At 38.3% G+C, this 23315-nt stretch carries 22 protein-coding genes; 17 read left to right on the top strand and 5 right to left on the bottom strand.

Translation table 11 applies throughout. From position 1 onward, the window contains the following. The first annotated feature begins 21 nt into the window (after window positions 1-21). The 3 genes from CJZ72_RS10985 (at window position 22) to pheT (ending at window position 4131) form a co-directional block, all read left to right on the top strand. Window positions 22-363 carry a winged helix-turn-helix transcriptional regulator gene (locus CJZ72_RS10985; RefSeq protein ID WP_005877078.1) on the top strand — a complete coding sequence of 114 codons (342 nt, stop codon included), beginning with the start codon at window positions 22-24 and terminating at the stop codon, window positions 361-363. A gap of 296 nt (window positions 364-659) precedes the next feature. Continuing rightward, window positions 660-1703, top strand: coding sequence for a phenylalanine--tRNA ligase subunit alpha (gene pheS / locus CJZ72_RS10990; protein WP_095443834.1), 1044 nt, complete (start codon window positions 660-662; stop codon window positions 1701-1703). 7 nt (window positions 1704-1710) lie between these two features. After that, entirely contained in the window at window positions 1711-4131 is a 2421-nt protein-coding gene (gene pheT / locus CJZ72_RS10995; RefSeq protein WP_081133481.1) for a phenylalanine--tRNA ligase subunit beta, read from the top strand. Between the two features lie 56 nt (window positions 4132-4187). Here the strand turns inward: pheT and trpS are convergent, their stop codons facing one another. Further along, entirely contained in the window at window positions 4188-5198 is a 1011-nt protein-coding gene (gene trpS, locus CJZ72_RS11000; RefSeq protein WP_081133482.1) for a tryptophan--tRNA ligase, read from the bottom strand. A gap of 254 nt (window positions 5199-5452) precedes the next feature. Here trpS and CJZ72_RS11005 point away from each other — a divergent pair, with 254 nt between their 5' ends. The 9 genes from CJZ72_RS11005 to cbpB all read left to right on the top strand — a co-directional run bounded on the left by CJZ72_RS11005 (window position 5453) and on the right by cbpB (window position 12619). Then, complete coding sequence (locus CJZ72_RS11005; RefSeq protein ID WP_016176731.1) at window positions 5453-6190, top strand: amino acid ABC transporter ATP-binding protein; 738 nt, start codon at window positions 5453-5455, stop codon at window positions 6188-6190. A 20-nt stretch (window positions 6191-6210) separates the two neighbouring features. Continuing rightward, window positions 6211-7026 carry a transporter substrate-binding domain-containing protein gene (locus CJZ72_RS11010; protein ID WP_005877086.1) on the top strand — a complete coding sequence of 272 codons (816 nt, stop codon included), beginning with the start codon at window positions 6211-6213 and terminating at the stop codon, window positions 7024-7026. 12 nt (window positions 7027-7038) lie between these two features. Further along, window positions 7039-7686, top strand: coding sequence for an amino acid ABC transporter permease (locus CJZ72_RS11015; RefSeq protein WP_016176730.1), 648 nt, complete (start codon window positions 7039-7041; stop codon window positions 7684-7686). Between the two features lie 15 nt (window positions 7687-7701). Then, complete coding sequence (locus CJZ72_RS11020; protein WP_005877089.1) at window positions 7702-8358, top strand: amino acid ABC transporter permease; 657 nt, start codon at window positions 7702-7704, stop codon at window positions 8356-8358. A gap of 314 nt (window positions 8359-8672) precedes the next feature. Beyond that, window positions 8673-9146, top strand: coding sequence for a GNAT family N-acetyltransferase (locus tag CJZ72_RS11025; protein ID WP_081133484.1), 474 nt, complete (start codon window positions 8673-8675; stop codon window positions 9144-9146). 178 nt (window positions 9147-9324) lie between these two features. Continuing rightward, entirely contained in the window at window positions 9325-10146 is an 822-nt protein-coding gene (gene racE, locus CJZ72_RS11030; protein ID WP_081133485.1) for a glutamate racemase, read from the top strand. A 3-nt stretch (window positions 10147-10149) separates the two neighbouring features. After that, a complete protein-coding gene (gene rph / locus CJZ72_RS11035; RefSeq protein ID WP_081133486.1) occupies window positions 10150-11499 on the top strand; it encodes a ribonuclease PH in 1350 nt (449 codons plus the stop codon). Further along, on the top strand, window positions 11500-12012 hold the full coding sequence (locus CJZ72_RS11040) for a metallophosphoesterase (RefSeq protein ID WP_005877099.1): 513 nt from the start codon (window positions 11500-11502) through the stop codon (window positions 12010-12012). A 106-nt stretch (window positions 12013-12118) separates the two neighbouring features. Continuing rightward, complete coding sequence (gene cbpB / locus CJZ72_RS11045; RefSeq protein WP_005877101.1) at window positions 12119-12619, top strand: cyclic-di-AMP-binding protein CbpB; 501 nt, start codon at window positions 12119-12121, stop codon at window positions 12617-12619. A 219-nt stretch (window positions 12620-12838) separates the two neighbouring features. On the opposite strand, the gene CJZ72_RS11050 is transcribed toward cbpB, so the two are convergent. Beyond that, complete coding sequence (locus tag CJZ72_RS11050; RefSeq protein WP_081133487.1) at window positions 12839-13756, bottom strand: mechanosensitive ion channel family protein; 918 nt, start codon at window positions 13754-13756, stop codon at window positions 12839-12841. Window positions 13757-13936: 180 nt separating this feature from the next. On the opposite strand from CJZ72_RS11050, the gene CJZ72_RS11055 reads away from it, so the two are divergent. Continuing rightward, window positions 13937-14950: a branched-chain amino acid aminotransferase gene (locus tag CJZ72_RS11055; protein WP_016176727.1), complete on the top strand. Its 1014-nt coding sequence runs from the start codon at window positions 13937-13939 to the stop codon at window positions 14948-14950. Between the two features lie 74 nt (window positions 14951-15024). On the opposite strand, the gene fabI is transcribed toward CJZ72_RS11055, so the two are convergent. Next, window positions 15025-15780: an enoyl-ACP reductase FabI gene (fabI, locus tag CJZ72_RS11060; RefSeq protein WP_005877106.1), complete on the bottom strand. Its 756-nt coding sequence runs from the start codon at window positions 15778-15780 to the stop codon at window positions 15025-15027. Window positions 15781-15997: 217 nt separating this feature from the next. On the opposite strand from fabI, the gene fabZ reads away from it, so the two are divergent. After that, window positions 15998-16438 (top strand): 3-hydroxyacyl-ACP dehydratase FabZ, encoded by a 441-nt coding sequence (gene fabZ / locus CJZ72_RS11065; protein WP_005877108.1) that lies wholly within the window; start codon window positions 15998-16000, stop codon window positions 16436-16438. A 198-nt stretch (window positions 16439-16636) separates the two neighbouring features. Here the strand turns inward: fabZ and CJZ72_RS11070 are convergent, their stop codons facing one another. Next, window positions 16637-17389, bottom strand: coding sequence for a peptidylprolyl isomerase (locus CJZ72_RS11070; RefSeq protein WP_081133488.1), 753 nt, complete (start codon window positions 17387-17389; stop codon window positions 16637-16639). 185 nt (window positions 17390-17574) lie between these two features. Here CJZ72_RS11070 and CJZ72_RS11075 point away from each other — a divergent pair, with 185 nt between their 5' ends. After that, window positions 17575-18666, top strand: coding sequence for a DUF871 domain-containing protein (locus CJZ72_RS11075; protein ID WP_081133489.1), 1092 nt, complete (start codon window positions 17575-17577; stop codon window positions 18664-18666). Between the two features lie 179 nt (window positions 18667-18845). Here CJZ72_RS11075 and CJZ72_RS11080 read toward each other — a convergent pair whose 3' ends face one another. Further along, the gene (locus CJZ72_RS11080; protein ID WP_095443835.1) at window positions 18846-19817 is read right to left on the bottom strand and encodes a hypothetical protein; all 972 of its coding nucleotides are present in this window, start codon (window positions 19815-19817) and stop codon (window positions 18846-18848) included. A 195-nt stretch (window positions 19818-20012) separates the two neighbouring features. Here CJZ72_RS11080 and CJZ72_RS11085 point away from each other — a divergent pair, with 195 nt between their 5' ends. After that, the gene (locus CJZ72_RS11085; RefSeq protein WP_081133491.1) at window positions 20013-20948 is read left to right on the top strand and encodes an alpha/beta hydrolase; all 936 of its coding nucleotides are present in this window, start codon (window positions 20013-20015) and stop codon (window positions 20946-20948) included. Window positions 20949-21949: 1001 nt separating this feature from the next. Continuing rightward, a complete protein-coding gene (locus tag CJZ72_RS11090) occupies window positions 21950-23185 on the top strand; it encodes a hypothetical protein (RefSeq protein ID WP_081133492.1) in 1236 nt (411 codons plus the stop codon). Window positions 23186-23315: the final 130 nt, after the last annotated feature.

The raw sequence follows: 23315 nt of genomic DNA on the forward strand, positions 1-23315 counted from the left end.
TCTAAAAAAGAGGTGAGTAAGATGGAGCTAACACAGACAGAATTCACTCTATGTCCTAAATTTGAAAAAACTTTTTCGATATTAGGAAAAAAATGGAATGGGTTGATTATCGATGTATTGCTCGAAAACGGTCCGCAACGCTTTGTTGATCTCGCAGCGAAAATACCTATGGTGAGTGATCGCGTTTTAGTTGAACGATTAAAAGAGCTCGAACGAGAACGAATCGTCACAAGAAACCTTTCATGTAATGATTCTGGTCGTTCTGAATATATGCTGACTGAAAAAGGCGCAGATCTCCAAAAAGCAATGGTCCAATTGCAAGTTTGGAGTGAGAAGTGGGTCACTGAGGAAGAATGCAGTTGATTTTGTTTAGAAAATCTTGTAAACTAACGTTAGTTGAATAGATAAAGAACGATGACGAAAAAGAGTAATTTGGATAAACCTGACCAGGGAGATCTGTCATAGACTGTAAGCAGATCCTGTGTTTGAAAAATGAAGTTCACTTTCCGAGTTCGTCTGATGATCCAGACCGGCAATTGTCGTTAAAGAAAGTAAGTGTACGGTTTCGACCGTAAATTAGGATGGTAACGCGAAGACCTCGTTCCTTTACAGGAATGAGGTCTTTTTTGTATTTGAATTTTGAAGGAGGAAACAGGCAAATGTCTTTACAAGCACAACTAAAAAGCTTGAAAGAAGCTACAATCGTTAAAATCACGACTGCACAAGATTTGAAAGAATTAAATCAAATCCGTATAGAAACTTTAGGAAAAAAAGGACCAATCACTGAAGTCTTACGTGGAATGAAAGATCTTAGTCCAGAAGAACGTCCTAAAGTAGGGAGTTTTGCAAACGAGATCCGTGACCTCTTAACAGCTGAAATCGAGCGTAAAAAACAAGAATTAGAAGAAGCTGCATTAAATGCTGCATTAGAAAAAGAAACGATCGACATTACTTTACCAGGTCGTCAGGTAAAACAAGGAACACGTCATATTTTGACACAGATCATGGAAGAAATTGAAGATATTTTTGTGGGAATGGGTTACCAGATCGTTGAAGGAAATGAAGTGGAATCAGACCATTACAATTTCGAACGGATGAATTTACCGAAAGATCATCCAGCCCGTGACATGCAAGATACTTTTTATATCTCTGAGGATATTTTGATCCGTACGCATACTTCACCTGTCCAAGCACGTACAATGGAAAAACATGATTTCTCTAAAGGTGCACTTCGAATGGTCTCTCCAGGAAAAGTTTTTCGTAGAGATACAGATGATGCAACCCACAGCCACCAGTTCCATCAAATTGAAGGACTAGTAGTTGATAAGAACGTTACGATGGGTGACTTAAAAGGAACATTAGAAGTCGTAATGAAAAAAATGTTTGGAGAAGACCGTGAAATCCGCTTACGCCCAAGCTACTTCCCATTTACTGAACCTTCTGTAGAAGTAGATGTGAGCTGTTTCAAATGTGGTGGTGCTGGCTGTAATGTCTGCAAACACACTGGCTGGATCGAAATCTTAGGTGCAGGGATGGTTCACCCGAATGTCTTGGAAATGTCAGGGATCGACCCAGAAGAATACTCTGGCTTTGCCTTTGGTCTTGGACCAGATCGAGTGGCAATGTTACGTTATGGTGTCAATGATATCCGTAATTTCTATCAAAATGACTTACGTTTCTTAAGTCAGTTCAAAGGGGAGTAAAAAAAGCATGTTAGTTTCTTATAAATGGCTAAATAAATATATCGATCTATCAGCAGTTTCACCAAAAGAACTGGCTGATAAAATGTCTGTGACAGGGATCGAAGTAGAAGGAATCACTGTTCCAGAAGAAGGTTTGAAAAAAATCGTCGTTGGTGAAGTCATGGAGTGTGTGCCACATCCAGATTCTGACCATTTGTCGATCTGCCAAGTAGATATCGGTGAAGAAGAACTGTCACAAATCGTCTGTGGTGCACCAAATGTGAAAAAAGGGATCAAAGTGATCGTTGCTTTACCAAATTCACGCATTGCAGGAAATGTAAAAATCAAAAAAGGAAAAATGCGCGGACAAGTATCAAATGGAATGATCTGTGCGTTACAAGAAATTGGTTACTCTGATAGCGTCGTTCCTAAAGAGTATGCAGAAGGAATCTATTATTTGCCTCAAGATGCGGTCAATGGAGAACCAGTCTTTTCTTACCTTGATATGGACGATGCGATCATTGAGCTGTCGATCACACCAAACCGTGCAGATGCGTTATCTATGCGCGGAGTTGCCTATGAAGTGGGAGCAATCTATCGTCAAACACCGAAATTTGCAGATGAAAAACTAGTTGAAGTTGCGCGTAAAGCAGCGGATAAAATCGATGTAACCGTAGAGGATCAAGAATTAGTCCCTGCCTACCAGATTCGGATCATTGAAAATGTCAAGATCCAACCAAGTCCGCAATGGTTGCAAAATCTATTGATGAATGAAGGCATTCGTCCAATCAATAATGTCGTGGATGTCACAAATTATATCTTGCTCTTATTTGGACAACCGCTTCATGCATTCGATTATGATAAATTAGGTTCTAAAGAAATCGTTGTTCGCCATGCAAAAGACGCAGAAACAATGGTCACATTAGATGGAGAAACTCGTAATTTGACATCAGATAATCTAGTGATCACAAATGGAAAAGAACCTGTTGCATTAGCTGGTGTGATGGGTGGCCTTGACTCTGAAATCACAGAAACAACGACAACAGTTGCACTGGAATCTGCCTTGTTTGATCCAGTTTCGATCCGTCGTACAGCAAAACAATTCAATTTGCGCAGTGAATCTTCTGCACGCTTTGAAAAAGGAATCAACAAAGCAACGGTTGGTGAAGCAAGTGATGTTGCTGCTGCCATGATCCAGTCACTAGCAGGAGGAGAAGTACTAGAAGGTGCTGTCAAAGGTTCTGAATATCAAGCAAATGAAGTAGAAGTATCGATCACCTTGCCGCGAATCAACCAATATCTAGGAACAGCATTAACAGTAACTGAAGTGAATGAAATTTTTGAGGCGTTAGGTTTTGGTTATCAAGTGACCGAGGAGACATATACGGTCGTTGTTCCACCTAGACGTTGGGATATTCAAATCGAAGCTGACATCATCGAGGAAGTTGCTCGGATTTACGGCTATGATCGTTTGCCTTCTACATTGCCTAGCGGAGCAACTGTCGCAGGAAGTTTGACGAGTGAACAAGCAGCCACACGTAAGATCCGTACTTTATTAGAAGGTAGCGGATTAAGTGAAGCAATCAGCTATGCATTGACAACAGAAGAAAAATCTCGCCAATTCACAACAAAGGAATCACAAATCACAAGACTGGACTGGCCAATGAGTGAAGAACGTTCTGTCTTAAGAATGAACTTGATCAGTGGTCTATTGGATAATGTCAACTACAATGTGGCAAGAAAGAATAGTGATGTAGCGTATTATGAAGTAGGTCGTGTCTTCTACCAAGAAAATGATCCGTTGACACACTTGCCACAAGAAGTGAAACATGTTGCTCTAGCCTTGACAGGGACATGGCAGGAAAAGAGCTGGCAAGAAAAACCTGAAACAGTTGATTTTTATACGATCAAAGGTGTATTGGAAAACTTGTTTGAACAACTAGCAGTGGCAGATGAAATCTCTTATCAGCCAACTACTACCATGAAAGACATGCATCCCGGAAGAACTGCGGAAATCTATCTAGGAGAAACGTATCTTGGTTTTGTCGGTCAAGTTCATCCAAGCACAGCAAAAGCATATGATATTCCAGAAACATATGTAGCGGAATTCGATTTGTCTTCAGTAGTGTCAGCCGCTCAAAAGGGTATCACATTCCAAGCAGTGACGAAATTCCCAAGTGTGACACGTGACATTGCAATGTTAGTGAAAGAAACAGTGACAAATCAAGAAGTAATGACTGTCATTCGTGCAGCAGCAGGGAAATTTTTAACGAGTATCCAATTGTTCGATGTCTATCAAGGACAAAATATTGAACCAGGATATAAATCGTTGGCGTACAGTTTGACGTTTACGAACCCAGAAGCAACAATGACTGATGAAGAAATCAATCAAGCGATGGCTAAAGTAGAGAAAAAACTGACCGAAACAGTCCAAGCAAATATTCGATAATAAAAAAACAATGACTAAATCAGTACGATTTAGTCATTGTTTTTTTGTTTATCCGATTAATTGAAGTAGTTGATACCCATTGCAGTTTTGACTTCTGCTAATGTTTTCGCTGCTACTTTTGCGGCTTTTGCGCTTCCTTCACGAAGAATCGCCATGACCGTATCTGGATCTTTGGCTAACTCTTCACGACGGGCGCGGATCGGCGCGAATTCTTCTTCTAAAACATCGATCAAGTAACGCTTGATCTTCACATCACCAAGTCCGCCACGACGATAATGAGCTTTCATCTCTTCGATTGCTTCTTTATCTTTTCCAAAGACATCTAAATAAGTGAAGACCATATTTCCTTCAACTTGTCCAGGATCTTCGACATGAATATGATTTGGATCAGTATACATACTCATAACTTTTTTCTTCACGACATCAGCAGGATCAGAGATGTAGATTCCGTTGCCTAATGATTTACTCATTTTTCCGTTACCATCAATACCAGGTAAGCGACCCATTCCTTTTGGTGGAAAAACACCTTTTGGTTCAACTAAGACATCACTGTACGTATGATTGAAACTTTGCACGATTTCTTGTGTTTGTTCCAACATTGGTTTTTGGTCTTCACCTACAGGAACTAGATTTGCTTTGAAGGCTGTGATATCAGCTGCTTGAGAAACGGGATAGATGAAGAACCCAGTGGGAACACTTTCACCGAATTTCTTTTGTTCAATTTCTGTTTTGACTGTAGGGTTACGACGCACACGACCTACGCTGACTAGATTCAAATAGTACATCGTCAACTCTGCTAATTCTGGTATTTGAGATTGAATAAAGAGCGTAGATTTTGCTGGATCAAGTCCTACTGCTAAATAATCAAGTGCAACCTCTAAGACATTAGAAGATACTTTTTCTGGGTTTTTAGCATTATCAGTCAATGCTTGCATATCAGCGATCATCACAAATAGTTGATTGTTCTCGTCTGCTTGCATGTCGACCCGTGTTTTTAATGAACCAACATAATGACCTAAGTGTAATTTTCCTGTTGGTCGATCGCCTGTTAAAATAATATTTTTCAAAAAAGACACCTCTTTACGATTTCTAAGACTAAGCACTTCATATCTTACCGTTTTTTAGAGGAAGACACAACAGTTGCCAATCAAAATTCAAGTAAAATAGAGAAAAAAACGGTAAGATAGTCAAAGACTTGCTGGAAAAAGTATCTAGGAAAATTTCAAAGAAACTTTACAAGTAGCTTACCTATCAGATATAATATGTTCTATTATATATCTTTAAAGGAAATCTTACTAAATAATAATGGGAGTGTAATGTGATGGCAATGATTAAATTTGATAACGTAGAGAAATACTACGGCAAATTCCAAGCTTTGAAAAACATAAACCTTGAGTTTGAGAAAGGGGAAGTCGTCGTTGTCATTGGTCCTTCTGGATCTGGGAAGAGCACTATGCTTCGATGTATCAATGGATTAGAAATGATCACTTCTGGAAAGCTGTTGATCAATGATATCGATCTACATGATAAAAAGACAAAGTTAACAGAAGTACGTAAAAATGTTGGGATGGTTTTTCAACATTTCAATCTTTATCCAAATAAAACTGTGTTAGAAAATATCACTTTGGCACCAATCAAAGTGTTGAAACAAGATCAGGCAAGTGCTGTAAAAAATGCAGAAAAATTTTTGAAGAAAGTCAATATGTTAGATAAAAAAGATTCTTATCCATCAATGTTGTCTGGTGGTCAACAACAGCGTGTAGCGATTGCTCGCGGACTTGCGATGAATCCTGAAATGCTGCTTTTTGACGAGCCAACTTCTGCACTTGATCCAGAAATGATCGGTGACGTTTTGGATGTTATGAAAAAATTAGCACATGATGGCATGTCAATGATCGTGGTTACTCACGAAATGGGATTTGCTAAAGAAGTAGCAGACCGCGTGATTTTCATGGCTGATGGAGAAGTGTTAGAGGACAGTCGTGATGTGAAGAATTTCTTTGAAAATCCAAAAGAAGAGCGAGCAAAACAATTCATCAGCAAAGTAATCAATCATTAATCATCAGTAGGAGGAATAAGATGCGTAAAAAATCGATTATTCGTTTATTTTTCCTTTTAGGGCTCATGTTTCTGGTATTGACTGGCTGTAAAGGAAAAAGTGTTGCAAATGAAAACATATTAGAACGTAGTAAAAAAACAGATACGATCGTTTGGGGCGTAAAATATGATACCCGATTGTTTGGTATGATGGACATCAAAAGCAGCAAAGTAGAAGGCTTTGATATTGATATTGCTAAAGCAATCACTGAGAAGATTCTAGGCAAACAAGGGAAAGCGGAATTTGTGGAAGTGACATCTAAAACACGTATTCCCCTATTGAAAAATGGGAACATTGATGCAATCATTGCGACGATGACGATCACGGATGAACGAAAAAAACAAGTTGACTTTTCGGAAGTCTATTTTGATGCAGGGCAGTCATTACTTGTCAAAAAAGGAAGTCCAATCAAAAGTGTGGATGATTTGAACGCGGATACAACGGTATTAGCGGTTAAAGGTTCAACTTCGGCCATCAATATCCGAAAACATGCGCCAGATGCAAAGATCCTTGAACTAGAAAACTATGCAGAAGCTTTTACAGCGTTGCAGTCAGGTCAAGGGGATGCGATGACAACAGATAATGCTATTTTATTAGGGATGGCAGATGAAAATCCTGAGTACACTTTAGCTGGAGGAGCGTTCACGAATGAGCCATATGGGATCGCAATCAATAAAGGGCAGAAGGATTTCTTGGATGCTGTCAACAAAGCGTTGAAGGACATGCTTGCAGATGGCACGTATGAAAAAATCTACCAAAAATGGTTCCCAGGTTCAACGCAAGGGAAAGTGGATTAAGGAGGAAAAAGAATGGGTGAATTGATACAAACATACGGATCCACCTTCGTAGATGGATTTAAAATCACGATTTATTCAAGTATCTTAGCCTTGTTATTCAGCTTGATCATCGGTACATTGATGGCAATTTTCCAATTGTCGAAAAACAAACTAATCAGCGGTTTAGCAAAAGCTTATGTTGAATTTTTTAGAAATATTCCATTATTGATCATTGTGATGTTTTTTTATGTCGTTGTTCCTCTCTATTGGATCAGCTTTGACGGATTCCAGGCAGGAACGATCGGTTTGACAATCTATACATCTGCATTTATTGCAGAAACAGTGCGCTCAGGGATCCAAACAGTGCCAAAAGGTCAAACAGAGGCTGGATTGTCTGCGGGTCTTACTTATTCGCAGACGATGCGTTATATCGTTTTGCCTCAAGCATTTAAGATCGTGGTACCGCCGCTTGGCAACCAGTTTATCAATTTAGTAAAAAATTCTTCGATCTTGGCCATTGTTGCCGGTTTGGATCTAATGTACCAAGGAGACTTGATTGCGAGTGAAACATTCAATACATTCGATACGTATATCATTGTTGGGCTCTTTTACTTAGTGATTACTTTGCCATTGTCTTATTTGATGGTTTATCTTGAAAAAAAATGGGCAGTTCGTTCATAGAAAGGGGAGAACAGAATGGATTTTAGTGGCGCTTTTTCATGGATGAATATCCGCTTTTTATTAGAAGGACTAAAAGTCACGGTAGAAGTATCGTTGTTCTCGATCGTTTTTAGCTTTTTGATTGGCGGTTTGACAGGGGTCATCCGTTTCTCGAATATTCCTTATTTTTCAAAAATCTTAGGATTTGTGATAGATATCATACGAAATCTACCGTTATTGCTGATCATCTTTTTCACGTATTTTGCTTTACCGCAGATCGGGATTCAAATGAATATCTTCTGGTCAGCTGTTGCAGCATTAACGATTTTTGAATCAGCAATGTTATCAGAAATTTTTCGTGCCGGGTTGAATGCTGTTCCTAAAGGACAAATGGAAGCAGGCCTTTCGACAGGTTTGACTTATGTTGAAACCATGAGAACCATTGTCTTACCGCAAGCCTTTAAATCAATGATTCCTGCTATCGTCAGCCAATTGATCTCATTGATCAAGGACACTTCTTTGGCAGTGATCATTTCATTACCTGAATTGACACACCAAGCACGAATCATCTACGGGCAAAACACGAATTATGTCTTACCGATGTTCGTCGCGATGACATTCATGTACTTCGTTGTTTGTTATGCATTATCATTGCTTTCTTCTTATCTAGAAAGAAGCAAATACAGTTATTAAACCAGCCAAAATCTAGGCTATCTCAAGCTTTAAAGGGAAGCATAAATCCACGATCATTAGAAAAAACCGCTATTCGTAAAACGGGGCATTTTACGAGTAACGGTTTTTTTGAATAAAACACATGTGATATTTACTTTAGTAGCGACAAAAGTTATTTTGCAGTCAAGCTTAAGTTATCGATTTGTCTTAATAAGTTTTGTTTTGACATCTTTTCTAAAAAAGTAAGCAGCATTATCTCTGATAAAATGGCAGAATATAACCAAAAAGCGATCAGAGATTTCACTAAGTCTAATTGGATGTGAGGAGAAGCAGAAATGGAGATACAGACGAAGCGTCTCAGCATACGGAAGTTTGTTTCTGGAGACATCGATAGCTTTATGGACTATCGAAACAATGTTGACTGGATGCGTTATCAAGGGTTTAAAGGAAAGTCAAAGGCGTTCTACGAAGCTGAATTACTTCAGGATGTCTCTTTGGAAAAAGGGCTGCAGCTTGCAATCATTCATACAGACAAAAAGCAGTTGGTGGGGGATATCTATTTGAGAAAGGAAAATGATACCTATTGGATCGGGTATACTATTCATCCACAATATGCCAGAAACGGCTACGCATCAGAAGCAGTGACTGGAACCATAAATTGGGTCATCGATCAAGGAGGCAAGGTGATAAAGGCGGGTGTTTTACCAGAAAATGATGCTTCAATCAGATTGCTTGAGAAACTTGATTTTACTTATGAGACGAAAATAGAGGACGAATTGATTTATACCTATAACTTGTATCAGCGGTGACCAAAATCTATATCTAACCATGTTATATGTCTGTTGGCAAACCTGATTTTTAGATTTGTACCACATTCGGTTTTCAAATAATAACTATAGAAATAGCGGACATCAATTAAGAATGTAGGACTTGAAAAATAAGGGCAAAAAGTCCACAATAAGGAAGATAGAATTTATTGAAAAAAGGATGATACGAGTGACTGATAAGCGCCCAATCGGTTTTATTGATTCAGGGGTCGGCGGCTTGACCGTAGTGAAAGAAGCCTTGAAACAATTGCCAAACGAAAATATTTTATATATGGGAGACACTGCACGTTGTCCTTATGGTCCAAGGCCCGCAGAGCAGGTCATCAAGTTTACGTGGGAAATGACAAACCATCTGGTGGAGCAAGGAATCAAGATGTTGGTGATTGCTTGCAATACAGCGACAGCGGTTGCGTTGGAAGAAATCAAAGAAACGCTTCCCATTCCAGTTATCGGAGTGATCCTACCTGGAACAAGAGCGGCAGTGAAGAAAACAAAAAATAAAAATGTTGGTATCATTGGTACACTAGGAACGGTAAAAAGTGGTGCGTATGAAACAGCCCTTAAAGAAAAAGTACCGGAATTAGTAGTGACTAGTTTGGCTTGTCCGAAATTTGTTTCGGTAGTCGAAAGTAATGAGTACCATTCATCAGTGGCAAAAAAAATAGTAGCGGAAACCTTGACACCGCTTCTCTCTAAAAATATCGATACGCTTGTTTTAGGATGTACACATTATCCATTGTTGCGTCCGATTATTCAAAATGTCATGGGAGAGGATGTTACACTGATTGATTCAGGAGCTGAAACAGTAGGTGAAGTATCCATGTTATTAGACTATTTTGAAATCAGTAATTCGCCAAAAAATGGCAGAGAGATTTGTCGATTTTATACAACAGGTTCTGCGAAACTTTTTAAAGAGATTGCAGAAGACTGGTTACCGATCGACCATATAAAAGTAGAACATATTGATCTAGGAGGAGTATGAGACATGCGTCATGATGGAAGACAGACACAGGAGTTAAGAAAAGTAACGATCCAAACAAATGTTTTTAAACATCCGGAAGGTTCTGTTATGATCAGGTTTGGTGATACGACTGTTGTATGTTCTGCAACGGTTGAAACCAGTGTTCCTCCTTTTTTGAGAGATACCGGTACAGGTTGGGTCACTGCTGAATACAGCATGCTTCCTCGTGCGACGAATACGAGAAACCGCAGAGAGAGTAGCAAAGGAAAATTATCAGGTCGAACGATGGAGATCCAACGTTTGATCGGTCGTTCTTTGCGAGCAGTCGTTGACCTAGAAAAACTAGGAGAACGTAGTATCATTGTGGATTGTGATGTTTTACAAGCAGATGGCGGGACGCGTACAGCAAGTATCACAGGTGCGTTTATAGCATTGAAACTAGCTGTCGACAAATTGCTTCAAGAGAAGAAATTAAAAGAAGACCCTATCAAAGAACACTTAGCAGCAATCAGTGTAGGGATTCTTCCAGATGGAACCTGTGCAACGGATTTAGATTATGAAGAAGACTCTGCTGCATTGGTGGATATGAATCTCGTGATGACTGAATCAGGAAAGTTTGTGGAGATCCAAGGGACTGGTGAAGAAGCCACTTTTGATGGCGAACAATTGAATGAAATGCTTTTTTATGGAAAGAGTGCGATTGAACAGCTGATCTTGGAACAAAAAAACAGCTTGTTCACTCCAGAAGTGTCAGATACTTTGGAAAAAGACAAGACAATCGTCATCGCTACTAGAAATGCAGGAAAAGCAGAAGAGTTCAAAGCGATGTTTGGTAAAGAAGGATACGAAGTGAAGACATTGTTCGACTATCCAGAGTTGCCAGACGTGGAAGAAACGGGTTCGACATTCGAAGAAAATGCACGCTTGAAAGCGGAAACGATTGCTCATTTACTGAATCAACCTGTGTTAGCAGATGATTCTGGATTAAAGGTGGATGCTTTAGGGGGCATGCCAGGCATCTATTCGGCACGCTTTGCAGGGGAACATAAAAGTGATGCTGGAAACAATGCAAAACTCCTTTATGAATTGACGGAAGTACCAGATGAAAAAAGAACTGCCCAATTTCATTGTACGTTGGTTTTTGCTGCACCAAACAAGGATAGTTTAGTAGTGGAGGCAGAATGGCCAGGGAAGATCGTTAGGATTCCGCAAGGTGAAAATGGGTTTGGTTATGATCCGTTATTTCTACCAGATGGGTCTGATAAAACAGCAGCAGAATTACCAAGTGAAGAAAAAAATAAAAAAAGCCATCGTGCGCAAGCGATGAAAAAACTAAGCAAACAATGGAAAACATGGCTGGAAGGTGGGAAATAAGTGCGGTATTTAGTAGTAAGTGATAATCATGGCGATCGAGATATCTTAGTACAGCTGGTCGAACGTTACCAAGGAAAGATAGATCATTTCTTCCATTGTGGGGACTCAGAATTATCAGCAGAAGATGTGTTGTGGAATGTTTTTAATGTCGTTCAAGGCAATTGTGATTTTGGTCCAGGATACGAAACAAAGCAATTTATCGATACAGGGGTCGATAAAATATTGATTACTCATGGACATCTAGCGAATGTCCGTTTTGGCCTGACTCAGTTAGCGATGGCAGCTAAAGAACTAGGAGCAAATATGGTCTTTTTTGGACATACTCATCAAATCGGTTGTGAATTTGACCAAGGCATTCTCTATTTAAATCCTGGCAGTATTTCACAGCCTCGTGGCCCAATCCAAATCCCATCGTATGCAATTATTGATAGTACAGCAACCAAAATAGAGGTACAGTACTATAATCGTGCACACCAACCAGTAGAGGAATTGGCATTTACGTATGCACGCTAACTTAAAATTCTCTAATTTTTGCTAAAAAATCAATTGATTTTATGATTTGTGCATCCGTTTTCGGTAAAATAAGATTGTTGAGTGAAATAGAAATGGAGGGCATCCGATGATTGGACCTATTGTAAGAGATTTATTACTACAAAATCAGGAAACTTTTTTGATTCCTGCTGAAAATGTAGCAAATGTGATGTATCAACATCCTTTATCACATGGGTTGCTCGTTTTATCGAAAGTTGGCTACACGAAGATTCCTGTTTTAGGAAAAGATGACCGTTTTGTTGGATTAGTTAGTCTATCCGATGTGGTAAACAAGATGATCGACCTTCAAACGATCAGTATGGATCCTTTAGAAGGGTTGACAGTAGCCGATGTGATGGAGACAAATGTTCCAACGATCGACGAGAACTGGGAACTAGAAGATGTCTTGCATTTGCTGGTGGATTCGCCATTTTTACCAGTTGTGACAGAAGAAAAAGTCTTTAAGGGGATCATTACCAGAAAAGAATTATTGAAGGCTGTGAACTATATGGTTCATGAATTAGAGCGTCGGAACATCGTCTCTCCTAAAGTAGAAGAATTAAAAGAGAAAATCAATATCGTCAGTTAGACGAATGAGTAAAAATAAGGCAGTCGACTTTCTACCTTAAATGAAAAGTGTTTCAAAAGCACCCACTGAGAAGCTGTTTCTCTGAAAAAAGTAACTTATTTCAGAGGATTCAATTTTCTCAAAGCGCTTTTGAAACACTTTTTTGGTATAAAGATGAGTGAGGCAAGAGTAAAGTCACGTTTTTGCTTAAGCTGCTTTTACTAGAATGACAAATCTAGATTATTTTAAAACGATCGGTGTATTAGGGATCGTAAAGCCAGCAGCAGTGAGCTCTTTGACATAAGAGCTTAGAAATTCTTCTTTTAACGCAAACTGTTTCCCATTTAACACGTAGCAAACCGTGCGGATCGCAAAGTTACTGTTCCCTAGATCAACTAGACCAAAAATCTCTGGTTGTGTTTGTAGTTCATCATTGTATTTTTCTGCTAAACGTGTATTTACTTGTTCGATGATACCGTAGATACGGTCATATCCTTCTTCTGGAACGATCCGAATATCTAATAAAACTTGCATATTTGCCCGTGAAAGATTGCTGATCGTTGTGATATTACGGTTAGGAATAAAATGGACTGTTCCATCCGTTGCTTTTAGCTGCAATGTTCGAATACCGACAGAAACAACTGTTCCTTCAATCGTCAAGTTCGCCAATTTTACATAGTCACCGACATCCATTTGCTGTTCCATAATAATGAAAAAGCCTGTGATGACATCGCTCATAAATCCTTGCGCACCTAACCCGATAGCAACCCCGGCAATTCCAGCTCCTGCTAATAGTGAGCCAATTGGAACACCGATCACTGATAAAATCGCATAGATGAAGAAGAAACCCATCGTATAATGAAAAATGGTATTTAAAAGACTGTGTAACGTTTTTAAACGACTCTCGTTAAGAACCGTCTTTTTAGCATACTGTTTAAATGATTTATCCATCAGATATTTTCCGATCCGATTGATTATGCCAAATAAGATGATCAAAAAGACTAAATAAAGTCCTTTTTGGATAAGTGTGGCTAGAATCCCATCCCAATCGATACCGTTCCAAAAACGTTGAAAGGCATTTACCTGGTTTGCTGCCTGTTCCGTCAATGTTTCTCCTGTAGAAGTGGTAGATGAAGCAGTAGCTATTTGTAAAAGCATAAAATCCCCTTTTCTATACTATTTGATGTACTTGTATTGTAACAATAACTGACACAAAAGAAAATCTCCATGAAAATATTTTAACGGGATATCTTAATTTCAGAAATTCACAAAAATTCAAATGACAAATAACAGTGATAGTGCTAAAATATTCAAAAAGCAATGATTGGTGGAATGAATATGCAATTGGATTGGAATAATTTGGGATTTTCATATATTAAAACTCCTTGGCGCTATGTAGCAAAATGGAAAGATGGGCAATGGGAAAAAGGGGAGTTGACAGAAGATAATTATTTAACAATCCACGAAGGTTCTCCAGCGCTTCATTATGGACAACAATGTTTTGAAGGATTGAAGGCTTACCGAAGAAAAGATGGAAAAGTAAACTTGTTTCGTCCAGACCAAAATAGTCAACGTTTGAATCAAAGTGCAAGACGGCTATTGATGCCGATGGTACCAGAAGAAATGTTTATCGATGCGGTCAAACAAGTCGTTAAGGCAAATGATGAATTTGTGCCTCCATACGGTACAGGAGCCACTTTGTATTTACGTCCCTTATTGATTGGGGTAGGAGAAAACATTGGCGTCCATCCAGCGCCAGAGTACTTGTTTGTTGTCTTTTGTACACCAGTAGGCGCATATTTCAAAGGTGGATTGAAACCAACAAAATTTATCGTATCTGATTATGATCGTGCTGCGCCAAAAGGTACAGGAGCTGCTAAAGTGGGCGGTAACTATGCCGCAAGCCTGTTACCAGGAACTGAAGCACAGGAATTGGATTATTCTGATTGTGTCTATCTTGATCCTGCTACCCACACAAAGATCGAAGAGGTAGGGGCTGCGAATTTCTTTGGAATCACGAAAGATGGTCAATTCATTACGCCACAATCACCATCTATTTTACCAAGTATCACGAAATATTCCTTGTTGCAATTAGCAGAAGAACGTTTGGGCTTAAAAGCGGTTGAAGGGGATATCTTTATTGATCAGTTGGATCAATTTGCAGAAGCAGGCGCATGTGGTACAGCAGCTGTCATCTCGCCAATCGGTGGTATTTACTATGAAAACAATCTTCATGTTTTCTATAGTGAAACGGAAGTCGGGCCTGTGACAAGACGCTTGTATGATGAATTGACAGGCATCCAATTTGGCGATGTAGAAGCGCCAGAAGGGTGGATCCAAGTGGTGGGATAAACCATTTGGAAAAAAATTTAATAAAAAAGGAAAGAATCCGCATCATACGGATTCTTTCCTTTTTAGTTAGATGATTAAGATAAATGAACACCTTTATCAACATAGATGATATCACCGATCATCCCGCTTGAAAGGGGACTGATCAAGAAGGCGCAGGCGTTCCCAACTTCTTCGATCGTAACACCTTGTTGGTCAGGTGTACGTGATTCAGATAACTGGATCAGTTTTTGATAATCTTTCACACCAGTAACGGCTAATGTTTTGATTGCTCCCGCAGAAATGCCGTTGACACGAATCCCTTTAGGTGAGAATTCTGCTGCCAAGTAACGGATAGCGGCTTCTAGTGATGCTTTGGCGATCCCCATCATATTGTAATTTGGTATCGCACGTTCTGATCCTAGATAAGACATGCTGACGATCCCACTGTTTGGTGCAAGATACTTTTGCGCATATTTTGAAACAGCAATCAAAGAATAACTGCTGATATCTTGCGCTAATTGATAACCATCTCTGGAAATATCAGATACGTTACCTGATAGTTCTTCTTTATTGGCATAGGCGATGGCATGCACCAATCCATGGATCTCTCCAGCATATTCACCGATCGCGTTCATCGCTGTTTCGATACTTTCATCACTTGCCACATCACATTCAACCGTAAATGCGTCTTCACCGACTAACTTAACCAATGATTTTTTCATTCGTTCATTTTGATAAGTATAGATGATTTCCGCACCTTGTTTCATCATCGCTTCAGCACAGCCCCAAGCAATACTACGCTTATTGGCAACTCCCATGATGACGATTTTCTTTCCTTCTAAAAAAGACATATTGACACTCCTTTGATCCTAGAAAAATTTGATAGGTCGTAATAATGAAAAAATAAATGCAATAAATAACCTCTTGATTTTCTATTATTAGGCAAAATGCTTTGATTGTCAAACTATTTTTTTACAGAATAAAAAAAGATTGCTAAAACTTTAAGAATATGATACTTTGATAATCAAAGTAATAAACTAGGCGTTTAGCCGGAAGAGGGAGTAATTTATGTCTTACGTATTATCAGCCACAGAAGTGATGGACTTGATTCCTAATCGCTATCCAATTTGTTATATCGACTATGTAGATACTTTGGAACCAGGGAAAAAAATCGTTGCCACGAAAAATGTAACGATCAATGAAGATTTTTTCCAAGGACATTTTCCAGATAATCCAGTAATGCCAGGCGCATTGATCTTAGAAACCTTAGCGCAAGCAGGCTCTATCCTTATTTTGAAATCGGAAGAATTCTTGGGTAAAAGAGCGTATATCGGAGGGATCAATAAAGCGAAATTCCGTCAAAAAGTAGTCCCAGGTGATGTGATGAAATGCCACTTTGAGATCACAAAGATGAAGGGTGCGGTGGGAACAGCGTTATCCGCAGCATATGTCGACGACAAAAAAGTATGTGAATGTGAATTTACATTTATCGTTAACAAAGATGCTTAAGTAAATAATAAATTTTCTTAAAGAAAAGGGTAGGAATGGAAAGAGGATTTTAAAAAAATAAAAATGTAATCGTAGAAATGAGATATTTGTTTTTATGAATACGACTTATTATTGGCGTAATCTCTTCTAGTTCTGTCATTACATTAGATTGAAAAAGGGTGGGTCCAAAGCAATTTTGCTTTGGACTCACCCTTTCGTTTATTTTGCTTCTTGTAAAATATTGATTTTCTCGATCTTGATATCTTCCTTCGGTTTATCCGAACTATCTGTTTCAGTAGCGGCGATCGTGTCAACGACATCCATGCCTTCAATTACTTGTCCGAAGACAGTATATTGACCATCTAATGTAGGGTAGCCACCTTTTTTATAAGCATCGATGATTGCTTGAGGATAGTCATCTTTTAAAAGTCCGTCATGGACATCGTCAGAGTTTTGGACGATAAAGAATTGACTGCCGTTGCTATTTGGGTCTTGGCTGCGAGCCATTGATAGGGCACCACGGATATTGTAAAGCTGGTTTGAGATCTCTGTTTCAAAGCCTTTGCCCCAAATGCTTTCACCGCCAGTACCGTCACCTTTTGGATCGCCTCCTTGGATCATAAAGTCTTTGATGACTCTATGGAAAGTCAACCCGTCATAATAGCCATCTTTGGCGTGGGTCATAAAATTTTCTACGGCTTTAGGTGCAAGTTCTGGGAATAGTTTGATTTTGATCGTCCCTTTATTTGTGACCATTTCAACCAAATCTTCATTAGTTGCTACTTCATTTGTCAATTGTGGCAAAGTCAAAGAATTAAGATCCACGCTTTCTTTCGTGCTAGTTTCTGTTGTTTTTTCAGTGGAGTCATTTGTAGTTGAAGAAGAACTCTCTGAATTATTTTGTGTACAACCTGCGAAGAATAGTAAGGTTGCTGCTAATCCAATGCTTAAAAATAATTTTTTTGCTTTCATTTTTCTTTCCTTTCAAGTTGAAATTATTGTTATCTATAATGATAACAAACTATGGTACGAATACCTATCTTTTTACCTATAAAATTTTCGTTAAATTTTCTTTTAGAGGAAAGGTGTAGACCATTTGAAGTGCTTTTGTTATAATGTAAGTGGATACAAAAAGAAAACACAGGGGGATTTTATTGATGGGAAAATTAGGTATTTCGATCTATCCAGAACGTTCAACTTTTGAAAAGGATAAAGCCTATCTTGATTTAGCACATAAATATGGCTTTAAACGTGTTTTTACAAGTCTACTTCAAATCGATGGAGATAAAGAGCAAGTCTTAGCTGATTTTACTAAAGTCGTGGAGTATGCTAACAGCTTAGGGATGGAAGTAATGGTGGACATCAATCCAGCCTTATTTGATCAACTTGAGATATCATACGATGATCTATCTTTCTTTGATAAGATGGGTGCTTATGGTATTCGCTTAGATGTAGGATTTACTGGTGCTGAAGAAGCGAAGATGACGCGTAATCCTTATGGCATAAAAATTGAGATCAATATGAGCTCAGGAACGAACTATGTGGACAACATCATGAGCTATTCACCAAATACTTCAAACTTGTTAGGTTCCCATAATTTCTATCCTCATCGCTATTCTGGGTTAGGGTATGATCACTTTGTTTACTGCTCAGAAAAGTTCAGAAAGTATAATTTAAATACAATGGCTTTTGTGAACTCACAGGCTGCTGATTTTGGGCCATGGCCAACACAAGATGGTTTATGTACGCTAGAAGATCACCGCGACTTAGAGATTTCTACACAAGTCAAACACTTGATCCTGACAGGACTGATCGACGATATCTCTATTGGAAATGCTTACGCAAGCGAGGCTGAACTACAAGCGATGGCAGAAGCATTCCAAGCAGATTATCCTACATTGAAAGTTGATGTGGCAGAAGACATCACAGAAGATGAACGAATTTGTTTGTTCGACAATCTGCATAGTTATCGCGGTGACCGCTCGGAATATATCCTACGATCAACGATGACTCGTGTATATTACAAAGACAAACCGTTTCCTGCGCATAATACGCGTGATATGACCCATGGAGATGTATTGATCGATAACGTAGGGTATGGTCAATATAAAGGGGAAACACAAATTGCGTTGAAAGAAATGAAAAATGATGGACGTGTGAACGTTGTTGGACGCATTGCTGATGATGAATTGTTCTTGTTAGATTTCTTGAAACCATGGTCAAACTTCAAATTGATCGAAAATAAATAGTTGGCTTTGATACGAAAAAACAACCGCCAATGAACGATTAAAAATATACAATTCATAGTCCGGCCTTCACCAAAAAATGGATAGAATAGACGAAAAGGCATCTCATGTTATCCCTACGATCAAAGTGGGTGTATCATGAGGTGCCTTTTTTAGGAGAACAGCTACTGGGAGGAAGGCATCTAGCGGTCCTCTTTTTGTGAAAACAACTGTTTTTCATAGTTATTTTCTAGTTGTGCGTTTTGCCAACGTGTTTCAAAGGCCTTTCTTTTTAGTACATGTAAATTATTTTTTTGATAAAAGAGGAAAAAGTTTTTCATCTGATTTTTGATTTCATCGCTTAAACGGGGGTTATTCATCATTGTTTCACTAATTTTTTGATGCATGGTTTTTGTAGAAATGGGCCAAGTGATGATGTTTGTTTTTTTAGTATTTCTTGCCCAGAGTGCATATTGCAAGCCAAATTGGGATTGTTTAAGGTAGCAATTTCCGACCTTTTGTTCCTCTTTGAATAGGAAATCCAGTGGTCTGTTGGACTGGGAAATCTTGAGCAATTGCTTCTGGATAACAAATTTCTCGTCGTGTTTTAAGTCGGGCATAAAAGCGCTAGCGTTTAAATAAGTTGCTAATCGATGGATCTTTTTCATTGGAATAATAAAACGATGAACCGGAGCTGTGTGCTTCAAAGGATAACTTAGGTGATACCGTGCCAGAGTATCAACAAGGTCGACATGTAATGATTCATTCTCTTTCTTTGTACAAACGAAGCAACAAGTGTGACCACTGTATTTTGATACATTGAATCCTGTTGGAAAAAGTAGAAAGGAATGTTTGTTTTCCGAATCTAACTTGGAAAGTGCTTTTTTTAAAAGCTGAACACTAGGATATACAGAAATACTTCGATAAATTGACTTAGCCACGGTCAACCGATTTTTTTTCTCGACAAACTTTCTTGAAAGATCATTCTTAATTATATTTAAATAGATAGAATAAAGTTCTTTGAGATCATCTGGGTGAGGGGTTAGTCGATTTTCTACTAGATCAAGGACTTGGTTATGTATTTCCAGCATTCGGCGACTATAATTGGGATCTTTGCGATAGGTGGCAGTAATGGTTTCGTTCCACGCAGTCGCGTCAGTTAATTTAGTATCCATAAGATCACTCCTTTTTATTCTAGCTTAACACCAAAAGAAAAGCGGGCAGAACTTTCTTTGATAAAAAACGAAGAATATGATCTATCTGTTATCAAGCTATCTGATTTTATTAGGTAGGCTTGCATCTATGGGGCTGATTATTTATACTGATTTTAGAAAAGAGTGTTGGAATATTGAAATAAAGGAAGGTATGACATGAAACTTTGGATCAAAATAGCCATAGGAATCATCATAGTGATTATCGTGGCATTATTATTTGCAGGAAATTATTTTTATAATTACGCAGTCGTACCATCTGAAAAAGATTTTTTAGAAGACGACACACCAGGTACATCACAGGTAGTGAAGGAAACAGAAGCACAAAAATGGTTCAATGACAAAGAAAATCGCAGTTATTGGCACCTTACTTCAAAAGATGGCTTGAAACTTTCAGCCATTTATCTACCGGCAGCAACAAAAAGTGAGAAAACAGTGATTGCCGCTCATGGCTATATGGGCAACGCAGAAACAATGGCAAATTACGCAAAAATGTTCCATGATTTAGGCTATAACGTGTTAGTCCCAGATGCTCGCGGCCACGGAGAAAGCGAAGGAGATTACATTGGATTTGGCTGGCCAGAACGAAAAGATTATGTCCAGTGGATCCATCAAATCATAGAAAAAGAGGGGCCATCGCAAAAAATCGTTCTTTATGGTATCAGTATGGGAGCAGCTACTGTTATGATGACTAGCGGGGAGAAACTGCCTAATAATGTAAAAGCAATCATTGAAGATTGTGGATATTCTTCCGTTAGCGATGAACTTAGCTATCAATTAGATGACATGTTTCATCTGCCGGCATTCCCATTGATCCCAGTGACGAGTTTAATGACGAAAGTCAGAGCAGGGTATTTCTTTGGCGAAGCTAGTGCGGTCGATCAGTTAGAAAAAAATAAGCGACCAATGTTATTTATTCATGGGGATGCGGACACCTTTGTTCCTTATGAAATGTTGGACAAAGTATATGATGCAACGAAAGGGCCAAAAGAGAAATACGTAGTCAAAGGTGCTGAACACGCAAAGGCGTATTCAATCGATCCAGAAAAATACCAAACGGTTGTAAAAGACTTCTTAAATAAATATGTCCAATGATTTTCAGTTGAAATAAAATTTTTGTAATCCGTGTGCTCGAACGGAATATACGAAAGTTTCTCTTAAAATCAACAAATGGCACTAGGCCGAATGATCCCAAGAATGTTTCTTTTTGGTGGTTGTTCGGCTTGTTTTTTATAGTTGAACACTTCATCGAGATGCGCAATGAGGTCGAGACAAAAGTTGTTTAGATCTGTCCCACTCTCGTAGATCAAATGAAACTGAGATTGGTTCGACCTGTCTGTGATATATAAAAAAAGAAACATGTATAATCAAACTTATTTTTACTCCATACAAGACGTTTTTTTATGTGTTAAGGATATTTTTAACACGAAAGGTCACTTTGTTGTTATTCTTTTAGTATAAAAATAGAAAGCGAGGGGGGATCGAGTGGGAGAAACTCAAAGAAATAAATTGTCGGCGGTGTAGAAAGTGTCAAACAATCGCACTATGGGGATAAGTGTGAAGAGTAGATTTCGAGGGATTCGGTAAAAAGTCGACTAGTTGCTGTTGAGTGGCTAGTCGTACGATCGGATGAGGAGAAAATCGTTGAAGGGTAAAAATTTCAACGATCCGATTCGATCAAGATAAAAAAAGTGAAATAGTTAAAATACTGGTTACTTAGTTGTTTATCATTAGCAAGCTTTACGTTGTAGACAAAAGTATCGATTTATTTTCTTGCGAAGAAGATAAGTAGATGCCTTTGTCTTTTTTTTCGTATGTACCCCAACCAAAGTGTTTAAGAAACGATCATAGCTAGTATCTGTTTCTAATAGTCGATAGGCCATTTTTCATTAGTTATCTGCTAGGCTTATTCAAGGTGTATCTTCTAGAGAAAACTAAATTTCCAGATACAAATAAAAAAAGGACTATTTGTTTGGCATTACAATATACACTAGTAGTCAGAAAACTACATTAAATGTTGGAAAATATGCGAAGTATACTAGTGGTCATAATTGTGGGAACAGCGAGCCACTAATAAAATATAAAGGAGGATCCAAATGGATGAGAAACCTTTGTTAGGAAAAAATTATCAAGTATCGGAAAAAAGACAGAAAAATATAGAAAAAGAATCCTTGAAAGAAAAATATCACTATCAAAAAGCTTTAAATAGAAAAACTATCTCTCGCGAACAGAGGAAAGCGGAGGAGGAAACAAGGATTTTTTTTACTGAATTATTCCAGAAAGATGAAGGGCCTGAGAAAATCGAGCAGTATCATGCAAGAATGGTAGGTTTAGCGTGTAGCAAAAGTGAGAAGCAATCGTTTGTTAACGAAGAGTTTAAATCGTATTTATCCTATTGGGCAACTCTATTTAAAAACGGTAGCTTAACAAAAGACGCACTAAATCCGATGAATACTCCAAAAATATTGTTTCACCTATTGAGTGTTTCGCTAGAGAAGAGTGCAATGTTTTTAACAAGTAAATATGGAACCATTCGTTCCTTATATGAATTGAGTGCAAATACCAAGTCTTCATTTTTAGTCTATCCAGCTTTTTTCACGTCTGAAAATACTAACAGGGGGAAAGTAGGTGGCGTCGTTATCCGTAAGATCGATGACATCAACTATGAAATAATTGTCATAGATAAACATAATACTTATTTTAAAGATATAAGGAACAAAGAGTTAGAAAAATTTTTATCACAGGGGCCTAATGTTGCTCTAACTAGGTATCTTGTTCCAACCGTTAGAACACATCTTATAGCAGATCTGTTAACGTCAACAAGAGAGAGCAATAATAAGTTTTCTACATATGATGGATTGGATAAGATAAGCGTACAGAAAGAATTTCGAAAATACGAAGAGGTAGATACCGTGGATAAAGGCGATATCAAAAATTTTGAATGTGCAGTAAATTATGCAGTTTGTTCGGGGATTTTCAATGAGGAGTTGGTAAAAGAACCGCAGATGCTTTCACTTCCAGAAAATGTTGAAATCATCCATCAACTAGTTATTGATCATCTTAAAGGCATCGAAAAAAATTCACCGACATTTACAAGCAAACAGAAAAATAATCTAGCGATAGCGATAAAAAATATAAAGGCATCTGATCTTTCGTATGAAAAATCCTTTAGTATTCATGAAAAAAAGCAAATAGAGGAGAAAAAACTTAGTGCATTCCAAAAAAGTATGGACACAATCAAAAAACATCGGAAGTTGCCTGCTAAGTCAGGTGGAATAGACAATCCAGCCTTTTATGAAAAAGCACATTCAAGTGATTCACCTACTATTTAGTAGAGGAAAATGAACAGGCAGAACAAGCAGACAATCAGCAAAAAAAGTAGCGTTTCTACACAAAGTCAGGTTATAAAAAAAGATCAGTCAGTATTAGTGTAAAAAAAAGAGTGCGTGGGACAAAACTAAA

Origin of the sequence: Enterococcus durans, from assembly GCF_002277935.1 — a bacterium.
GTDB classification, from domain to species: domain Bacteria; phylum Bacillota; class Bacilli; order Lactobacillales; family Enterococcaceae; genus Enterococcus_B; species Enterococcus_B durans.